This is a genomic window from Mesorhizobium wenxiniae, from assembly GCF_002284535.1.
GTDB lineage: Bacteria > Pseudomonadota > Alphaproteobacteria > Rhizobiales > Rhizobiaceae > Mesorhizobium > Mesorhizobium wenxiniae.
Genome location: NZ_NPKH01000027.1, coordinates 81084 through 97699, shown reverse-complemented (window position 1 = coordinate 97699; position 16616 = coordinate 81084). Strand labels below are relative to the sequence as shown.

Genomic DNA, 16616 nt, shown 5'->3' with positions numbered 1-16616 from the left:
CTGACAATGAGCTTTGCCGCGAGAGCAACGAAAAAGCGCCTCGGCCATATCGTCGCAATCAGTGATATCCTTTTGAAATCACCACAAAAATCGACACTGGAAAACTACCGCGGATATTGGAGTTTCGACCCGGCTTCCTATATAAGCACCGAGTGATTCCCGATTAGATTGTGACCTGATTTGACCGACCAGAAGACACCGCGCGGCGCCGACGGCGGCCCGACCGGCATCGAGCCGATATCCATCCTCGAGGAGATGCAGCGCTCCTACCTCGATTACGCCATGAGCGTGATCGTCAGCCGTGCGCTGCCCGATGTGCGCGACGGGCTGAAGCCGGTGCATCGCCGCATCCTCTATGCCGCCCATGAGAGCGGCTACCACTGGAACCGCAAATACGTGAAGTCGGCGCGCCCGGTCGCCGACGTGATGGGTAAATACCATCCGCATGGCGACGCCTCGATCTACGACGCCTTGGTGCGCATGGCGCAGGATTGGTCGCTGCGCGTGCCGCTGATCGACGGGCAGGGCAATTTCGGATCGATCGACGGTGATCCGCCGGCGGCGATGCGTTACACCGAATCGCGCCTGACGAAGGTCGCGCATGAGTTGCTGGAAGACATCGACAAGGACACCGTCGATTTCCAGGACACTTATGATGCGTCCGGCAGCGAGCCGAAAGTCCTGCCGGCGCGCTTTCCAAATCTGTTGGTCAACGGCTCCGGCGGCATCGCCGTCGGCATGGCCACCAACATCCCGCCGCACAATCTGGGCGAGGTCTGCAACGGCGCCATCGCCCTCATCGACAATCCGGCGATCGATCTGCCGGCGTTGATGGAGATCATTCCGGGGCCGGATTTCCCGACCGGCGGCATCGTGCTCGGCCGCTCCGGCATCTACAGCGCCTATTCGACCGGCCGCGGTTCCATCGTCATGCGCGGGCGCGTCAACGTCGAGGCGCGCGGCAACGACCGTGAATCGATCGTCATCACCGAAGTTCCCTACCAGGTGAACAAGTCGTCGATGATCGAGAAGATGGCGGAGCTGGTGCGCGACAAGCGCATAGAGGGCATTTCCGACATCCGCGACGAGAGCGACCGCCAGGGTTACCGCGTCGTTATCGAACTGAAGCGCGACGCGGTCGCCGACGTCATCCTCAACCAGCTCTACCGTTTCACGCCGCTGCAGACGTCGTTCGGCGCCAATATGGTGGCGCTGAACGGCGGCAAGCCGGAATTGCTGACGCTGACCGACATGCTGAAGGCGTTTGTCGCCTTCCGCGAGGACGTGATCAGCCGGCGCACGAAATTCCTGCTGCGCAAGGCGCGCGACCGCGCCCATGTGCTGGTCGGCCTTGCCATTGCCGTCGCCAACATCGACGAGGTCATAAAGCTGATCCGCACCGCGCCGGACCCGCAGACGGCGCGCGAGCAGTTGATGGAGCGGCGCTGGCCCTCAGGCGACGTCGAATCGCTGATCCTGCTGATCGACGATCCGCGCCACCGCATTAACGAGGACGGCACCTACAATCTGTCCGAGGAACAGGCGCGCGCCATCCTCGAACTGCGCCTGCAGCGCCTGACCGCGCTCGGCCGCGACGAAATCGCCGACGAGTTGAACACGATCGGCGACGAGATCAAGGACTACCTGGACATCCTGTCGTCCCGCGCCCGCATTCAGCAGATCGTCAAGAACGAGCTTGCCGCCGTCCGCGACGAGTTCGGCACGCCGCGCCGCACCGAGCTCTCCGAGGGCGGGGCTGATATGGAAGACGAGGATCTGATCCAGCGCGAGGACATGGTCGTGACGGTCAGCCATTCCGGCTACATCAAGCGCGTGCCGTTATCGCTCTACCGGGCGCAGCGGCGCGGTGGCAAGGGCCGCTCCGGAATGTCGACCAAGGAAGAGGATTTCGTCACTAGGCTGTTCGTTGCCAACACGCACACGCCGGTGCTGTTCTTCTCCTCGCGTGGCATCGTCTACAAGGAAAAGGTCTGGCGCCTGCCGATCGGCAATCCGCAGTCGCGCGGCAAGGCGCTGATCAACATGCTGCCGCTGGAGCAGGGCGAACGCATCACCACCATCATGCCGCTGCCTGAGGACGAGAACAGCTGGGGCGAGCTCGACGTGATGTTCGCCACCACCCGCGGCACGGTGCGCCGCAACAAGCTGTCGGACTTCGTCCAGGTCAACCGCAACGGCAAGATCGCCATGAAGCTGGAAGAGGAAGGCGACGAAATCCTCGGCGTCGAGACCTGCACCGACAATGACGACGTGCTTCTGACCGCAAGCTCCGGCCAGTGCATCCGCTTCTCGGTCAGCGACGTGCGCGTCTTCCAGAGCCGCAACTCGGTCGGCGTGCGCGGCATCGCCATGGCTGCCACCGACCGGGTGATCTCGATGGCGGTGATCGAACATGTCGAGGCGCCGCCGGCCGAGCGCGCCGCTTATCTCAGGCGAGTGGCGGCGGAAAGGCGGCTTGCCGCCGGCATTGCGGCGGGCGAGGACGAAGACATCCAGCTCACCAATGAGGAGGTCGGCGAGGAGACGGAGCTTTCCGACGAGCGCTACGAATTCCTCAAGGCACACGAGCAATTCGTGCTGACAGTGACGGAATATGGCTACGGCAAGCGTTCGTCTTCCTATGATTTCCGCCTCACAGGGCGCGGAGGCAAGGGCATCCGCGCCACCGATGTGTCGAAAGTGGCTGAGATCGGCCGTCTGGTGGCGACTTTCCCGGTCGGCAATGACGACCAGATCATGCTTGTCTCGGATGGCGGCACCGTCATCCGCGTGCCGGTCAACGGCATTCGTTTCGCCAGCCGCGCCACCAAGGGCGTGACCATCTTCAACACGGCCGACGGCGAGAAGGTCGTTTCGGTGGAGCGGATATCGGAACCGCAATCGGACGAGGAAGCCGAAGAGAGTGTCGAGGGCGACGCAACTCTGGATACCGGTACTGAAGACGTTGGCCCGGACAACAACGCCGAGTAGGTCTTGACGGGCAATGCCGGCCCGATGGGCCGGCGCCGTCAACAGCTAGCGGTGGCGAAACGGCTTGCGGATACCAAAACCTCCGAACCGCTTGGCATTGGACTTGGCGCGGACGCGATCTGCTTCCTGATGCAGCCCAAATACGGTGGCGATCAGCATGGCGACGGTCATTGCGGTGGCGAGCATGTAGATCAGCATGTGCGTGTCTCCTGCACCTAGCAACGATTAAATGGGGTTTTGGTTTCATCTCCTGAAGCTGCAACCTAGTGAACGCTGCGTGAAGGCTTCGTGATCGGCCCGTGCATTGGTCGTTCATCTCGGCCAAAAGGTTCACACAAAGCGCATCGCGATTACCGTGGCTCAGGCGTTGCGCTTTGAGGCTCTGTTTGGGTGCATGTCGTTGTCCAAAACCGCTGCACACTTTTGGGCGACATGCATTGGCGGCTCGCTGATCGGATTTGCCTTTGCGAGAGAGGCTCGCTAGAAGCACCTGCCATGACCGAACGCATCGCCCTTTATGCCGGCTCCTTCGACCCGCTGACCAACGGCCATCTCGATGTGCTGAAGGCGTCGCTGGCCGTGGCGGACAAAGTCTATGCGGCGATCGGCATTCATCCCGGCAAAAAGCCGCTGTTTTCGTTCGAGGAACGGGTCGGCCTCATCGAAGCAGCGACGAAGGCCGAATTTGGCCGCGACGGCGCGCGCATCAAGATTGTCGCTTTCGACGGGCTGGTCATCGACGCGGCCAGGAAGCAGGGCGCCTCGATCATGATCCGCGGCCTGCGCGACGGCACCGATCTCGACTACGAGATGCAGATGGCCGGCATGAACGAGACGATGGCGCCGGAACTGCAGACAGTTTTTCTGCCCGCCAGCCCTTCGGTGCGAACCATTACCGCCACACTTGTCCGTCAGATAGCCTCCATGGGAGGCGACATCCGCCCCTTCGTGCCGGCGGCTGTGGCCGGCGCACTTACCGCCAAATTCGCGAAATAATGCGTGTCGCCCCAACGTGGAACCCGGCTTTGGGACAACGACATGCTTGAAACAAGGGTTTTCGGAGAAATATCCATGCCGCTCAAAAGGCTCGCCACCTGCTTTGTCGTTGTTTTCAGTCTTGTGGCTGCAACCGTTTCGGCGTTCGCGGCCGATCCGGAAAACACCATGATCATAACGCTGAAGGGCGGCGACGTGACAATCGCGCTCAGGCCCGATCTCGCGCCGAAGCATGTCGAGCAGATCAAGAAGCTGGTTCGTCAGGGCGCTTACGACAACGTCGCTTTCCACCGCGTCATCGACGGCTTCATGGCGCAGACCGGCGACGTGAAGTTCGGCAACATGAAGAACGCCTTCAACGCCGATGCTGTCGGTACTGGTGGTTCCGATCTTCCCGACCTACCGGCCGAATTCTCGACGTCCGAGCGCTACGAGCGCGGCGTGGTCGGCATGGCCCGCTCGCAGGATCCTGATTCCGCCAATTCCCAGTTCTTCATCATGTTCGCGCCGGCGCCGCCGCTCGATGGCCAGTACACTATCGTCGGTAATGTCGAGAACGGCATGGAGTTGGTGGACCAGATAAATAAAGGCGATGCGGCACAGAACGGGGTTGTCACTGATCCCGATCGCATGATCAAGGTGCGCATCGCCGCCGACGGCAAGTAAACCCATTAGTTTCAAAGGATATTCTGACATGGCCGAGATCAAGGACCGCGAGAACGCGCTCATCATGGAAACGACCAAGGGCAAGGTCGTCATCGAACTGTTTCCCGATCTGGCGCCTGGCCATGTCGGCCGCATCAAGGAACTGGCGCGCGAAGGCGCTTATGACGGCGTGGTGTTCCATCGCGTCATCGAAGGGTTCATGGCGCAGACCGGCGACGTGAAATTCGGCAATTCCACCAAGCCCTCTTTCGCACCGGCGCGCGCTGGCACGGGCGGCTCCGACAAGCCCGACCTGAGGGCGGAGTTCTCCAACGCCAATCACGGCCGCGGCACCTGCTCGATGGCGCGCTCGCAGAATCCGAACTCGGCCAATTCGCAGTTCTTCATCTGCTTCGACGATGCCGCCTTCCTCAACCGCCAATACACGGTCTGGGGCCAGGTCATCGAGGGCATGGACAATGTCGACAAGATCAAGCGCGGCGAGCCGGTGCCGGATCCCGACAAGATCGTGTCGCTGAAGGTGGCAGCCGACGTGAAATGACCTACCGGGCTGTCGCGGCTATCACTCTGATGCTTGTCGCGGCGGCCACTCCGGCGCTGGCGACGGAATCGATTGTTTGCAGCGCTGAAAGCGACGCGGCATCGATCGACGTCCTGATGGGGCACACTGCCGTCATCGCGGTTGCGCGTGTATGGCTTGATGCCGGCGGCAGGAACTGGACCACCGACGGTCAGCCGGGTTCGACGAAAGTCATCGTCGGACAGGCATTCGAGGACGACCAGCACATGGCGATCGATCTCACGGATGAGGGCATCAGCTCGATCGTCGCCAAATTGCGACTGGTCAAGGCCAGCGAACAGTCCAATTTCGCAATGGGCGGTACGCTGAGCATCGACGGTGTTGGCGCCTGGGCGGTGACCTGCCCGGAATTTTGAGGCGGGATTTTCTTGCGCGTCGATCTTTTCGACTTTGATCTGCCGGAGGAGCGTATCGCGCTTCGACCGGCAGAACCGCGCGACAGCGCCAAAATGCTGGTTGTCAGGCCGGGTGAGGGCCGCGAAGACCGGACGGTGCGCGAGTTGCCGTCCCTGCTCGAGAGCGGTGACGTGCTGGTCTTCAACGACACCAAGGTCATTCCGGCACAGTTAAAAGGCATCAGGCGGCGCGGCGAGGCGGTGGCGCAAGTCGAAGCCACGCTACACATGCGGGTGGCTCCCGACCGCTGGCTGGCTTTCATGCGGCCGGGCAAGCGCATCGCCGCCGGTGACCGCGTCCATTTCGGCCATGACGCCAATTCCTGCTTTCTCGGCCAGCTCGATGCCACGGTGATCGAGAAGGGCGAGGCCGGCGAGGCTTTGCTCGGTTTTGACCTCTCAGGTCCGTTTCTCGATGAGGCGTTGCACGCCGTCGGTCACATTCCGCTGCCGCCTTACATCGCTTCGAAGCGCGACGACGACGAACGCGACCGCAACGACTACCAGACCATCTATGCTAGGGAGGAGGGGGCCGTGGCGGCACCCACTGCCGGCCTGCATTTCACGCCCGAGCTTTTCGCGGCGCTGGATGCCAAAGGCGTCGAGCGGCGCTTCGTCACCCTGCATGTCGGCGCCGGCACGTTCCTGCCGGTGAAAGTCGACGACACCGCCGATCACAAGATGCATGCCGAAATCGGTTCGGTCAGCCCGGAAACCGCCGAGGCGCTGAACGCGGCGAAAGCGCGCGGCGGGCACATCATCGCCGTCGGTACGACGTCGCTGCGCCTGCTGGAGAGCGCCGCGCGGGAGGACGGCACATTGGGTGGATGGTCGGGTCCGACCGATATCTTCATCACCCCCGGCTACCGTTTTAAGGCCGCCGACATGCTGATGACCAATTTCCATCTGCCGCGTTCGACGCTGTTCATGCTGGTTTCGGCGTTGTGTGGTCTGAAAACAATGCGTGCGGCCTATGCGCATGCCATCGAGAACAGCTACAGGTTCTACTCCTACGGAGATGCAAGCCTTCTGTTCAAAGAGGAGAACGATGGACGCGCGCTCGGTATAGAACAAGGAATTCAATGACTAAGGCGTTCACCTTCGAGGTGCTGGCGACCGACGGGAAAGCGCGGCGCGGCTCCATTACTATGCCGCGCGGAGAAATCCGCACGCCAGCCTTCATGCCGGTCGGCACCGGCGGCACGGTCAAGACCATGTATATGGATCAGGTGCGCGGCGTCGGCTCGGACATTATCCTTGGCAATACCTATCATCTGATGCTGCGGCCTGGCGCCGAACGTGTGGCGCGGCTTGGCGGTCTGCATGAATTCGCCCGCTGGCCGCACCCGATCCTGACCGACAGCGGCGGCTTCCAGGTAATGTCGCTGTCGAAACTGAGGAAACTCACCGAAAAGGGCGTCACCTTTCGCTCACATATTGATGGCGCCCCCTATGAGATGTCGCCCGAGCGCTCGATCGAAATCCAGGGACTGCTCGATTCCGAAATCCAGATGCAGCTCGACGAATGCACCGCGCTGCCGGCCATGGAGAAGGAGATCGAGCGGGCCATGGAGCTGTCGCTGCGCTGGGCCGAACGTTGCAAGACGGCATTCGGCGACCAACCGGGCAAGGCGATGTTCGGCATCGTCCAGGGCGGCGACATACCGGCCCTTCGGCTGCGCTCGGCGCAGGCGCTGAAAGCGATGGACCTCAAGGGCTACGCCATCGGCGGGCTGGCGGTCGGCGAGCCGCAAGCGGTGATGCTCGAAATGCTCGACATCACCTGTCCGGAGCTGCCGGCGGACAGGCCGCGCTATCTGATGGGTGTCGGCACGCCTGACGACATATTGAAATCGGTGGCACGCGGCATCGATATGTTCGATTGCGTGATGCCGACGCGCGCCGGCCGTCATGGCCTCGCCTATACAAGGCGCGGCAAGGTCAATCTGCGCAACGCTCGCCATGCCGACGATCCGCGCCCGCTGGACGAGGAGAGCGACTGCCCAGCCGCCAGAGATTATTCACGCGCCTATCTGCACCATCTGGTCCGATCGCAAGAGGCGCTGGGGGCGATGCTGCTGACCTGGAACAATCTTTCCTACTACCAGAGGCTGATGCAGGATATTCGTGTCGCCATCGAAGCCGGCGCCTTCGAGGCGCGGGCGGCGGCAATTTCCGAGGGCTGGGCAAGGGGCGATATCGCGGTGATGTGAGCGGGCCCTCGCAGCGAAGCGAACGCGCGCAGGCATAGCCTCGCTTGGCAGCGCTCCACAGTCTCAGCGCCCGCGTGCATCCATCGTTTGGCTGTACTAAAGCTTCCCTCAGGTCGCGTTCTGCCTGAGCGCCGTCCTGATGCTTGAAAGCCGGGCGGCAGTCTGCCACAAGGGCCGCTTATGCGTGCAAGTTGAGCAGGACCGGGCAATGAAGGCATTTTTCGTGCAGATAAAGTGCGATCTGGGCAGGGCCTATGACGTTGCCGGCGCATTGGCCGATGCCGAGATCGCTTCGGAAATCTACTCGACAGCCGGCAACTACGATTTGCTCGCCAAATTCTATGTCGACGACGAGGAAGACATAGGCCACTTCGTCAACGAGAAGGTGCAGATTCTTCCCGGCATCAAGGACACGTTTACGGTCGTCACCTTCCGCGCCTTCTGAGTGGCGCCGGTCCCTGCCCGGGCACAAGGCAAAGCCTGACCCAGCCATATCGGCGCTGCCCTAATTTTAGGCAGGTCGCGACATACTGATCGCCAGCATCCTCCAAATCACCGATTGCGCTTGATTTTCTCCCGTGACGCCAGTGAAATGGTCCCACAGGGGAGTATGCGATTGGCAGCGTTCGACGAAATGCTTCCGGAAATCTCCGGATTGAGAAAACCGTATTCGGCTTACGACCGCTGGCTGAAGGAGCAGGATCCGGCCAGGCTTACCGAGAAGATGCAGGACGCCGAACGCGTCTTTCGCAAGACCGGCATCACCTTTGCCGTCTATGGCGAGCAGGAAGCCTCCGAACGCCTTATTCCCTTCGATATCGTTCCGCGCATCATTTCCGGCAACGAATGGCGACGGCTGACGCAAGGCATCGAGCAGCGCGTCCAGGCGCTGAACGCGTTTCTCGACGATATCTACCACCGCCAGGAGATATTGCGCGCCGGGCGCGTCCCCAAGGAATTGATCGCCAGGAATGAGGCGTTCCTGCCGGAGATGATCGGGGTAAGGCCGCCGGCCGGCGTCTACACCCATATCATCGGCGTCGATATCGTGCGCATCAGCGAGAACGAATTCTACGTGCTGGAGGACAATGCGCGGACGCCGTCCGGCGTGTCCTACATGCTGGAGAACCGCGAGACGATGATGCAGCTCTTTCCCGAGCTGTTCCAGCAGATCAAGGTGCGGCCGGTGGAAAACTATCCGCAGCTCTTGCGCCAGTCGCTGGCGGCGGTGCGGCCGCAAAGCACCAAGGGTGCGCCGACCATTGCCGTGCTGACGCCGGGCAGCTTCAACTCCGCCTATTTCGAACATGCCTTCCTTGCCGACCAGATGGGCGTGCAGCTTGTCGAGGGGCAGGATCTGCGCGTCGTCGATGGCCACGTCGCGATGCGCACGACCGAAGGCTACAAGCAGATCGATGTGCTTTATCGAAGGGTGGACGATTCTTTCCTCGATCCGCTGACCTTCCGTCCGGACTCGGCACTTGGAGTGCCGGGCATCATGGATGTCTACCGCGCCGGCAACATCACCATCGCCAATGCGCCGGGAACCGGCATCGCCGACGACAAGGCGATCTATTCCTACATGCCCGAGATCGTCGAATTCTACACTGGCCGCAAGGCAATCCTCGGCAACATCCCGACCTGGCGCTGCTCGGAGCCGGACAGCCTGAAATACGTGCTCGAACATATCGACGAGCTGGTGGTGAAGGAGGTGCACGGCTCAGGCGGCTACGGCATGCTGGTGGGGCCGGCGGCGACCAAGAAGGAATGCGAGGATTTTTCCAAGAAACTCGCGGCAAAACCGTCGAACTACATCGCCCAGCCAACGCTGGCGCTGTCGACCTGTCCGATCCTGACCGACAAAGGGCTGGCGCCGCGCCATGTCGACCTCAGGCCCTACGTGCTGGTTTCCGACCGCATCCAGATCGTGCCGGGCGGGCTGACGCGCGTGGCGCTGAAGGAAGGCTCGCTGGTGGTCAACTCATCGCAGGGCGGCGGCACCAAGGATACGTGGGTGCTGGATGATTGAGACGAGCAAATAGTGAATAGTCAGTAGTCAGTAGTCAGTAGTCAGTAGTCAGTAGTCAGTAGTCAGTAGTAGAGGGAAAGCACAATGTCATACTCCGTCAAAATCCAAACATTCACCATGCATTACTCACCCCTCACTACTCACTAGCCCGAAGGGCAGCCCCACATGCTTCTCGGCCGCACCGCCAACGGGCTCTACTGGATGAACCGCTACATCGAGCGGGCGGAAAACATGGCGCGGCTGGTCGATGCCGGGCTGCGCATGGCGCTGACCCGCACGCAGAACGCCTCCGAAGAGTGGAATTCGGTGCTGCTCAGCGCCGGTTCGGACGCTGCCTTCACGCAGAAATATTCCGACTATACCGCCGCCAACGTCGCGGATTTCCTGCTTCGCGACACATCGAACCCGTCGAGCACGATGGCGTCGATCGAGACGGCTCGCAACAACGCCCGCATGGTGCGCACCGCGCTGACGCGCGAAACCTGGGAAAGCATCAACGAGGCCTGGATGTCGCTGAAGCGCATGCTGGCCGAGCCGATCGACGAACGCGACCTGCCCAGCGTGCTCGACGCGATCAAGCGCGAAACGGCGCTGATCCGCGGTTCATTCTACGGCACCATGCTGCGCAACGAGATCTTCGATTTCTCGCAGCTCGGCACCTATGTCGAACGCGCCGACAACACGGCACGCATCCTGGACGTGAAGTATTACGTGCTGTTGCCGTCGATCTCGTGGGTCGGCTCGACGCTCGACAATTATCAGTGGGAATCGATCCTACGTTCGGTGTCGGCGCACCGCTCCTATCGTTGGGTATACGAGGCCGACTACAAGCCGAGCAACATTGCCGACTATCTGATCCTCAACGTTCGCATGCCGCGCTCGCTGACCTTCTGTTATCGTTTCCTGACGGAGCATCTCAGATTCCTGGGTGACGATTATGGCGAGCGCCATGCCTGTCATGCGACGGCCGGCAAGACCCAGGCCATGCTGACGGCCGGCTCGATCAAGGACATATTCGATGCCGGCCTGCATGAATTCCTGGCCAATTTCATTTGCGACAACACCAGGCTCGGCGACGAAATCGCGCAGGACTACAGGTTCTATTGAGCATGATCCCGGAAAGTGAACGCCGGTTTCCGGTAAAGATCATGCTCAGGGGACGAGAGCAATGCGGCTGAAGATCACCCACCGGACCGAATACCGCTACGATGCGCCGGTGCATTATCTATTGCAGCGGTTGCGGCTGCTTCCGGTCAGCGGGCCGACGCAGACCGTTTTGTCCTGGGCGCTGACGATCGAAGGGGCACGCGAGGAAGTGCGCTTCATCGACCATTTCGGCAACGATACGCGGCTGTTGAGCGTCGAAGGTGAGCGCGATTTCATCACCGTCGAGGCATCAGGCGAGGTGGTGACACGCGACACCGCTGGCGTCTCCGGGCCACATCAGGGTTTCGCGCCGCTCTGGCTGTTTGGCCATGAAACCCCGTTGACCACGATCGGGAGCGGCATCCGCGAAATCGCGGCCTCGGTCGGCGAGGGGACCGATATCGAAAGGCTGCACCGGCTGATGGCCGTGATCGGCGAGCGCGTGGCTTATACGCCGGGTACCACCAATGCGGCGACCCCGGCCGAGGACGCGCTGGCGCTCAAGACCGGCGTCTGCCAGGACCACAGCCACATCTTTGCCGCCGCGGCGCGCGCCATGGGGTTTCCGGCCCGCTACGTCAGCGGCTATTTGATGATGGATGCGGCGGTCGAGCAGGCGGCAAGCCATGCCTGGGCTGAGGCGCATGTTGCGGGCCTCGGCTGGGTCGCGTTCGACGTCGCCAACGGCATTTCGCCCGACGAACGCTATGTAAAGGTGGCGACCGGCCGTGATTACCGCGATGCCACGCCGGTGTCGGGAATTCGGCTGGGACAAGCGGAAGAACAGCTTGCGGTCACCGTCACCGTGGAGCAGTAATCCACGGCAAGATTGCTGCCAAAGAGATTCGATGACCTATTGCGTCGGCCTGAAGATCGATCGCGGGCTCGTGTTCATGTCGGACACGCGTACTAATGCCGGCATGGATTCGATCTCGACCTTCAAGAAGATGCATGTCTGGGAAGAGCCGGGCGAGCGCGTCATCGTGCTGATGTCGGCCGGCAATCTTGCGACGACGCAGGCCGTCGTCAGTTTGCTCGACGAACGCACCAAGGCAGTGGCCGATCGCCACGCCACTCTGCTCGAAACGCCGTCTATGTATCAGACGGTGCGGATGGTCGGCGACACCGTTAAGGAAGTCATCGCCAGTTCGTCGCCGGCAGGCGAAAAGGCCGATTCCTATTTCAATGCCTCCTTTATCCTCGGCGGCCAGATCAAGGGCAGCGCGCCGCGGCTGTTCATGATCTATCCGGAAGGCAATTTCATCGAATCGACCGATGACACGCCGTTTTTCCAGATAGGTGAGACCAAATACGGCAAGCCGATCATCATCCGCGCCTATGAAAAGACGATGAGTTTCGCCGAGACGGTGAAACTCCTGCTGGTGTCGTTCGACTCGACGCTGAAATCGAACCTGTCGGTCGGTCTGCCGCTTGACCTGCTGTTCTACGAAAAGGATGCCTTCAAGGTCAGCCTGAAGAAACGGATAGCCCAGGACGATCAATATTATCGCACGATCTCGGACGGCTGGTCGAACGCGCTGAAGACCGCTTTCGCGAGCCTGCCTGATTTTCCCGAATGAAAGCCTCCGTTTTTCGTGCTCTTTGATTTCTGGGCTCGATGCGACGGAGAGGAAAATGGATAGCAACGAATTCCGGGAATGGTCGCTGTACGCGGCCGAATGGGGTGCCGACTACAGGGGCACACTTCGCGAAAGACCGGTGCGGCCGCTTGTCGAGCCGGGCGAAATCTCTAGAAGCATCGATGTCTCGCCGCCGGAAGAGGGCGAAACGATGCAGGCAATCTTCGCCGACTTCGAGCAAAAAATCCTGCCGGGCATGACGCATTGGCAGCATCCGCGCTTCTTCGCCTATTTCCCGGCCAACGCCGCACCGGTCTCGGTGGTGGCCGAATATGTGGTCTCGGTGATGGCCGCGCAATGCATGCTCTGGCAGACCTCGCCGGCAGCGACCGAACTCGAGACGCGCGTCGTCGACTGGATGCGTCAGGCGCTTAGCCTGCCGGAAGGGTTTTCCGGCGTCATGCAGGATTCGGCATCGTCGGCGACGCTTGCCGCCGTGCTGACCATGCGCGAGCGCGCGCTAGACTGGCAGGGCAACAAGAAGGGCCTGCAAGGCCAGCCGATATTGCGCATCTATTCTTCCGACCAGGTCCATACTTCCATCGACCGGGCGATCTGGGTATCGGGCATTGGCGAGGACAATCTCGTCCGCATTCCGGTTGCTGGCCGCCTTCGCGCCATGGATGTCACAGCCCTCGAAGCGGCGATCGTCGCCGACCGGGATGCGGGCATGCTGCCGGCCGGCATCATCGCTTGTGTCGGCGGCACCAGCACCGGCGGCACTGATGACATCGCCGGCGTCGCTGCTGTGGCTAAGCGGTACGGGCTCTATCTGCATGTCGATGCCGCCTGGGCCGGATCGGCGATGATATGTCCGGAATACCGGCATTTCTGGGCCGGCGCGGAGCACGCGGATTCCATCGTCTTCAATCCGCACAAATGGCTGGGCGCGCAGTTCGACTGCTCGATGCAGTTCATCCGCCGGCCGGAAGACCTGGTGCGGACGCTCGCCATCAAGCCGGATTACCTGAAGACGCACGGACGCGACGGAATCATCAACTATTCCGAATGGTCGGTGCCGCTCGGGCGGCGCTTTCGCGCACTGAAACTGTGGTTCCTGCTGCGCGCCCACGGGCTGGAAAATCTCCGGACCATGATCCGCAACCATGTCGCCTGGAGCGAAGGCCTTGCCGCGCGGCTGGCTCGGCAACCGGATTTCGAGATCGTCACGGAACCGATGCTGTCGCTCTTCTCGTTCCGGCATCTGGCGGCGGCCGGCATCGATTCGGACGAACACAATCTGCGGCTGGTCAACGCGATCAACGACGATGGCCGCATCTATCTGACACAGACACGGGTGGACGGGCAGATCGCGATCCGCTTTCAAGTCGGTCAGTTCGAGACGACGGCGGCGGATGTCGACACAGCTTTCGAGGTCATCACCGAAATCGCCCGCGGTCTGGGTTGAGTTGAAATGGTCGGCAAAGTTGCGCCGTGGTTGTCTTTGGACGGTTGTAATTTCGTTAGCCGGCTTATGCCTTTTCATCACTTTCGTTTTCCGCTATAGACAAGAAAAGCGAAAACGAGAGGCCCCCAAATGTATCTGTCGCCGCGACATTCCGAAATCATCCAGATGGCCAAGGACAATGGCCGTGTGCTGGTCGACGATCTGGCAACGCATTTCAACGTGACGCCGCAGACCATCCGCAAGGACCTTAACGACCTGTGCGACCAGCGGCTGCTGTCGCGGATTCATGGGGGTGCGCTGTTCCCGTCCGGCATCGAAAACATGGAATATGAGGCGAGACGCAAGATCGCCGCCGAGGAGAAGGAGGCGATCGGCCGCGCAGCAGCCAGGCTTATCCCGGACAATGCCTCGCTGTTCATCAATATCGGCACCACGACGGAGTCGGTCAGCAAGGCGCTCCTTGATCATACCGGATTGATGGTGATCACCAATAATATCAATGTTGCCAACAGGATGCGCATATACCCATCCATCGAAGTCGTTATTGCCGGCGGGGTTGTGCGCGGCTCCGATGGCGGCGTGGTCGGCGAGGCGGCGGTCGATTTCATCAGGCAGTTCAAGGTCGACTACGCGGTGATCGGCGCCTCGGCGATCGACCATGACGGTGCGTTGCTCGATTTCGATTTTCGTGAAGTGAAGGTGGCGCAGGCGATCATCGCCAATGCCCGGCATGTCATCCTCGTTTCCGACCAGACCAAATTCGAGCGGACGGCGCCGGTCCGCATCGGCCATCTGTCGCAGGTCAACACCTTCATCACCGACCGTTGCGACATCCCGTCGGTACGCAAGATCTGCCAGGAGGCAGAGGTTCAGCTGATCGAAACGTCGCTCTCGTAAGGGTGCCGTAGCGGCAATTGTCGCTGTTTACATTTCGTTTGACATTCGTTCCCATTTCGAAATAATCCCACCACGGTTTCGTAAAAACCTAAAAATGCTGCATGCGAAATCCGGGAGGACTTATTGTGGACGCACCCCCGATCCATGACATCTTCGTCATCGGTGGCGGTATCAACGGCTGCGGCATCGCCCGCGATGCGGTTGGGCGCGGCTTCTCGGTCTTCCTTGCCGAAATGAACGATCTGGCCAGCGGAACCTCCTCCGGCTCGACCAAACTGATCCATGGCGGCTTGCGCTATCTCGAGTTCTACGAATTCCGCCTGGTGCGCGAGGCGCTTATGGAGCGCGAAATTCTCTGGAAGAATGCGCCGCACATCATCTGGCCGATGCGCTTCGTGCTGCCCTATGCCAAGGGTTTGCGTCCGGCCTGGCTGATCAGGCTCGGCCTTTTCCTTTACGACCACATTGGCGGGCGCAAATTGCTGCCGGCGACCAAGACGCTGGACATGGCAAAGGACCCAGCCGGCAAGCCGCTGAAGCCGTTGTTTCGCAAGGCCTTCGAATATTCCGACGCCTGGGTCAACGATGCGCGGCTGGTGGCCCTGAACGCCCGCGACGCCGCCGATCGCGGCGCAACGATCCGAACCCGCACGAAAGTCATCGGCGCACGCCGTGAAGGCGAACTTTGGACGGTCAGGCTGGAAAACGCGCAGACCGGGGACACCGAGGAGGTCAAGGCGCGGCTTTTGGTCAACGCCGCCGGTCCATGGGTCGACCATGTGCTGTCTGCTACGGTCGGCTTGAACGATGTGCACAATGTCCGGCTGGTACAGGGCAGCCATATCGTCATCGGCAAGAAGTTCGACGATCCGCGCGCCTATTTCTTCCAGAACAAGGATGGCCGCATCATCTTTGCTATCCCCTACGAGGAAGAGTTCACGCTGATCGGCACCACTGACCAGGACTATGCTGGCGACCCGCACGACGTGAAGATCAGCGACGCCGAGATCGATTATCTCTGTGCCGCGGCGAGCGAATATTTCGCGCAGCCGGTCAAGCGTTCGGACATCGTCTGGACCTATTCCGCCGTGCGCCCGCTTTATGACGACGGCGCCTCGAAGGCGCAGGAAGCAACCCGCGATTATGTGCTGAAGACCGACGGCGGCGAGGGCACGGCGCCGATCATCAACACCTTCGGCGGCAAGATCACCACCTATCGCCGGCTGTCTGAATCGATGCTCGAGAAAATCGAGGGTTTTCTCGGCAAGCGCGGCAAGCCGTGGACGGCAAACGCGCCGCTGCCGGGCGGCGATTTCCCGGCCAGCGGTTTCGACGCCGAAGTGGCGAAACTGAAAACGGCCTATCCGTTCCTCGACGCACGTCTGGCACGCCGACTGAGCCGGCTTTACGGAACTCGCGCAAGGATGCTGCTGGGCCTCGCCAGATCGAATGCCGACCTTGGCCGCAACTTTGGCGCCGATCTCTATGAGGCCGAAGTGCGCTACCTCGTTCAAAATGAATGGGCGATGACGGCTGAAGATGTATTGTGGCGCAGGACCAAGCGCGGCCTGCATCTGAGCCGCGAGCAGACGGCAGCGCTCGACGAATTCATGCGCGGGATAAGCCGGCGCCATGTCGCGGCTGCCGAATAGTCA

General features: G+C 61.1%; 16 protein-coding genes. 15 read left to right on the top strand and 1 reads right to left on the bottom strand.

Features of this window, described 5'->3' with window-relative positions; genetic code table 11:
• Window positions 1–180 precede the first annotated feature (180 nt).
• Window positions 181–2991, top strand: a complete 2811-nt coding sequence (gene gyrA / locus CIT31_RS22530; RefSeq protein ID WP_095520430.1) for a DNA gyrase subunit A — start codon at window positions 181–183, stop codon at window positions 2989–2991.
• A gap of 45 nt (window positions 2992–3036) precedes the next feature.
• Here the strand turns inward: gyrA and CIT31_RS22525 are convergent, their stop codons facing one another.
• Window positions 3037–3189 (bottom strand): hypothetical protein, encoded by a 153-nt coding sequence (locus CIT31_RS22525; protein ID WP_084831418.1) that lies wholly within the window; start codon window positions 3187–3189, stop codon window positions 3037–3039.
• 297 nt (window positions 3190–3486) lie between these two features.
• On the opposite strand from CIT31_RS22525, the gene coaD reads away from it, so the two are divergent.
• The 14 genes from coaD (at window position 3487) to glpD (ending at window position 16613) form a co-directional block, all read left to right on the top strand.
• Window positions 3487–3987, top strand: coding sequence for a pantetheine-phosphate adenylyltransferase (gene coaD, locus CIT31_RS22520; RefSeq protein WP_095520429.1), 501 nt, complete (start codon window positions 3487–3489; stop codon window positions 3985–3987).
• 75 nt (window positions 3988–4062) lie between these two features.
• Entirely contained in the window at window positions 4063–4653 is a 591-nt protein-coding gene (locus tag CIT31_RS22515) for a peptidylprolyl isomerase (protein WP_095520428.1), read from the top strand.
• Between the two features lie 28 nt (window positions 4654–4681).
• The gene (locus tag CIT31_RS22510; RefSeq protein WP_029352871.1) at window positions 4682–5194 is read left to right on the top strand and encodes a peptidylprolyl isomerase; all 513 of its coding nucleotides are present in this window, start codon (window positions 4682–4684) and stop codon (window positions 5192–5194) included.
• The gene (locus CIT31_RS22505) at window positions 5191–5589 is read left to right on the top strand and encodes a hypothetical protein (RefSeq protein WP_095520427.1); all 399 of its coding nucleotides are present in this window, start codon (window positions 5191–5193) and stop codon (window positions 5587–5589) included. The genes CIT31_RS22510 and CIT31_RS22505 overlap by 4 nt, the downstream gene beginning before the upstream one ends.
• Before the next feature lie 12 nt (window positions 5590–5601).
• Window positions 5602–6714, top strand: a complete 1113-nt coding sequence (gene queA / locus CIT31_RS22500) for a tRNA preQ1(34) S-adenosylmethionine ribosyltransferase-isomerase QueA (protein WP_095520426.1) — start codon at window positions 5602–5604, stop codon at window positions 6712–6714.
• The gene (gene tgt, locus CIT31_RS22495) at window positions 6711–7841 is read left to right on the top strand and encodes a tRNA guanosine(34) transglycosylase Tgt (RefSeq protein WP_095520425.1); all 1131 of its coding nucleotides are present in this window, start codon (window positions 6711–6713) and stop codon (window positions 7839–7841) included. Before queA ends, tgt begins: the two co-directional genes overlap by 4 nt.
• A 208-nt stretch (window positions 7842–8049) precedes the next feature.
• Window positions 8050–8286, top strand: coding sequence for an Lrp/AsnC family transcriptional regulator (locus CIT31_RS22490; RefSeq protein ID WP_029352863.1), 237 nt, complete (start codon window positions 8050–8052; stop codon window positions 8284–8286).
• A 171-nt stretch (window positions 8287–8457) separates the two neighbouring features.
• Window positions 8458–9870: a circularly permuted type 2 ATP-grasp protein gene (locus tag CIT31_RS22485; protein ID WP_065009640.1), complete on the top strand. Its 1413-nt coding sequence runs from the start codon at window positions 8458–8460 to the stop codon at window positions 9868–9870.
• Window positions 9871–10035: 165 nt separating this feature from the next.
• Window positions 10036–10977, top strand: a complete 942-nt coding sequence (locus CIT31_RS22480) for an alpha-E domain-containing protein (protein ID WP_095520424.1) — start codon at window positions 10036–10038, stop codon at window positions 10975–10977.
• Window positions 10978–11038: 61 nt separating this feature from the next.
• Window positions 11039–11833, top strand: a complete 795-nt coding sequence (locus tag CIT31_RS22475; RefSeq protein ID WP_095520423.1) for a transglutaminase family protein — start codon at window positions 11039–11041, stop codon at window positions 11831–11833.
• A 31-nt stretch (window positions 11834–11864) separates the two neighbouring features.
• The gene (locus CIT31_RS22470) at window positions 11865–12596 is read left to right on the top strand and encodes a proteasome-type protease (protein WP_065009553.1); all 732 of its coding nucleotides are present in this window, start codon (window positions 11865–11867) and stop codon (window positions 12594–12596) included.
• Window positions 12597–12651: 55 nt separating this feature from the next.
• Window positions 12652–14064 carry a pyridoxal phosphate-dependent decarboxylase family protein gene (locus CIT31_RS22465; RefSeq protein ID WP_095520422.1) on the top strand — a complete coding sequence of 471 codons (1413 nt, stop codon included), beginning with the start codon at window positions 12652–12654 and terminating at the stop codon, window positions 14062–14064.
• Between the two features lie 129 nt (window positions 14065–14193).
• Window positions 14194–14961 carry a DeoR/GlpR family DNA-binding transcription regulator gene (locus CIT31_RS22460; RefSeq protein WP_029352850.1) on the top strand — a complete coding sequence of 256 codons (768 nt, stop codon included), beginning with the start codon at window positions 14194–14196 and terminating at the stop codon, window positions 14959–14961.
• 125 nt (window positions 14962–15086) lie between these two features.
• A complete protein-coding gene (glpD, locus tag CIT31_RS22455) occupies window positions 15087–16613 on the top strand; it encodes a glycerol-3-phosphate dehydrogenase (RefSeq protein WP_095520421.1) in 1527 nt (508 codons plus the stop codon).
• Window positions 16614–16616: the final 3 nt, after the last annotated feature.

Coding starts and splice junctions, on each gene's coding strand:
- CIT31_RS22525 (WP_084831418.1), bottom strand. CDS start 3,189: ATGCTGATCTACATGCTCGCCACCGCAATGACCGTCGCCATGCTGATC.
- coaD (WP_095520429.1), top strand. CDS start 3,487: ATGACCGAACGCATCGCCCTTTATGCCGGCTCCTTCGACCCGCTGACC.
- CIT31_RS22515 (WP_095520428.1), top strand. CDS start 4,063: ATGCCGCTCAAAAGGCTCGCCACCTGCTTTGTCGTTGTTTTCAGTCTT.
- CIT31_RS22510 (WP_029352871.1), top strand. CDS start 4,682: ATGGCCGAGATCAAGGACCGCGAGAACGCGCTCATCATGGAAACGACC.
- CIT31_RS22505 (WP_095520427.1), top strand. CDS start 5,191: ATGACCTACCGGGCTGTCGCGGCTATCACTCTGATGCTTGTCGCGGCG.
- tgt (WP_095520425.1), top strand. CDS start 6,711: ATGACTAAGGCGTTCACCTTCGAGGTGCTGGCGACCGACGGGAAAGCG.
- CIT31_RS22490 (WP_029352863.1), top strand. CDS start 8,050: ATGAAGGCATTTTTCGTGCAGATAAAGTGCGATCTGGGCAGGGCCTAT.
- CIT31_RS22480 (WP_095520424.1), top strand. CDS start 10,036: ATGCTTCTCGGCCGCACCGCCAACGGGCTCTACTGGATGAACCGCTAC.
- CIT31_RS22475 (WP_095520423.1), top strand. CDS start 11,039: ATGCGGCTGAAGATCACCCACCGGACCGAATACCGCTACGATGCGCCG.
- CIT31_RS22470 (WP_065009553.1), top strand. CDS start 11,865: ATGACCTATTGCGTCGGCCTGAAGATCGATCGCGGGCTCGTGTTCATG.
- CIT31_RS22465 (WP_095520422.1), top strand. CDS start 12,652: ATGGATAGCAACGAATTCCGGGAATGGTCGCTGTACGCGGCCGAATGG.
- CIT31_RS22460 (WP_029352850.1), top strand. CDS start 14,194: ATGTATCTGTCGCCGCGACATTCCGAAATCATCCAGATGGCCAAGGAC.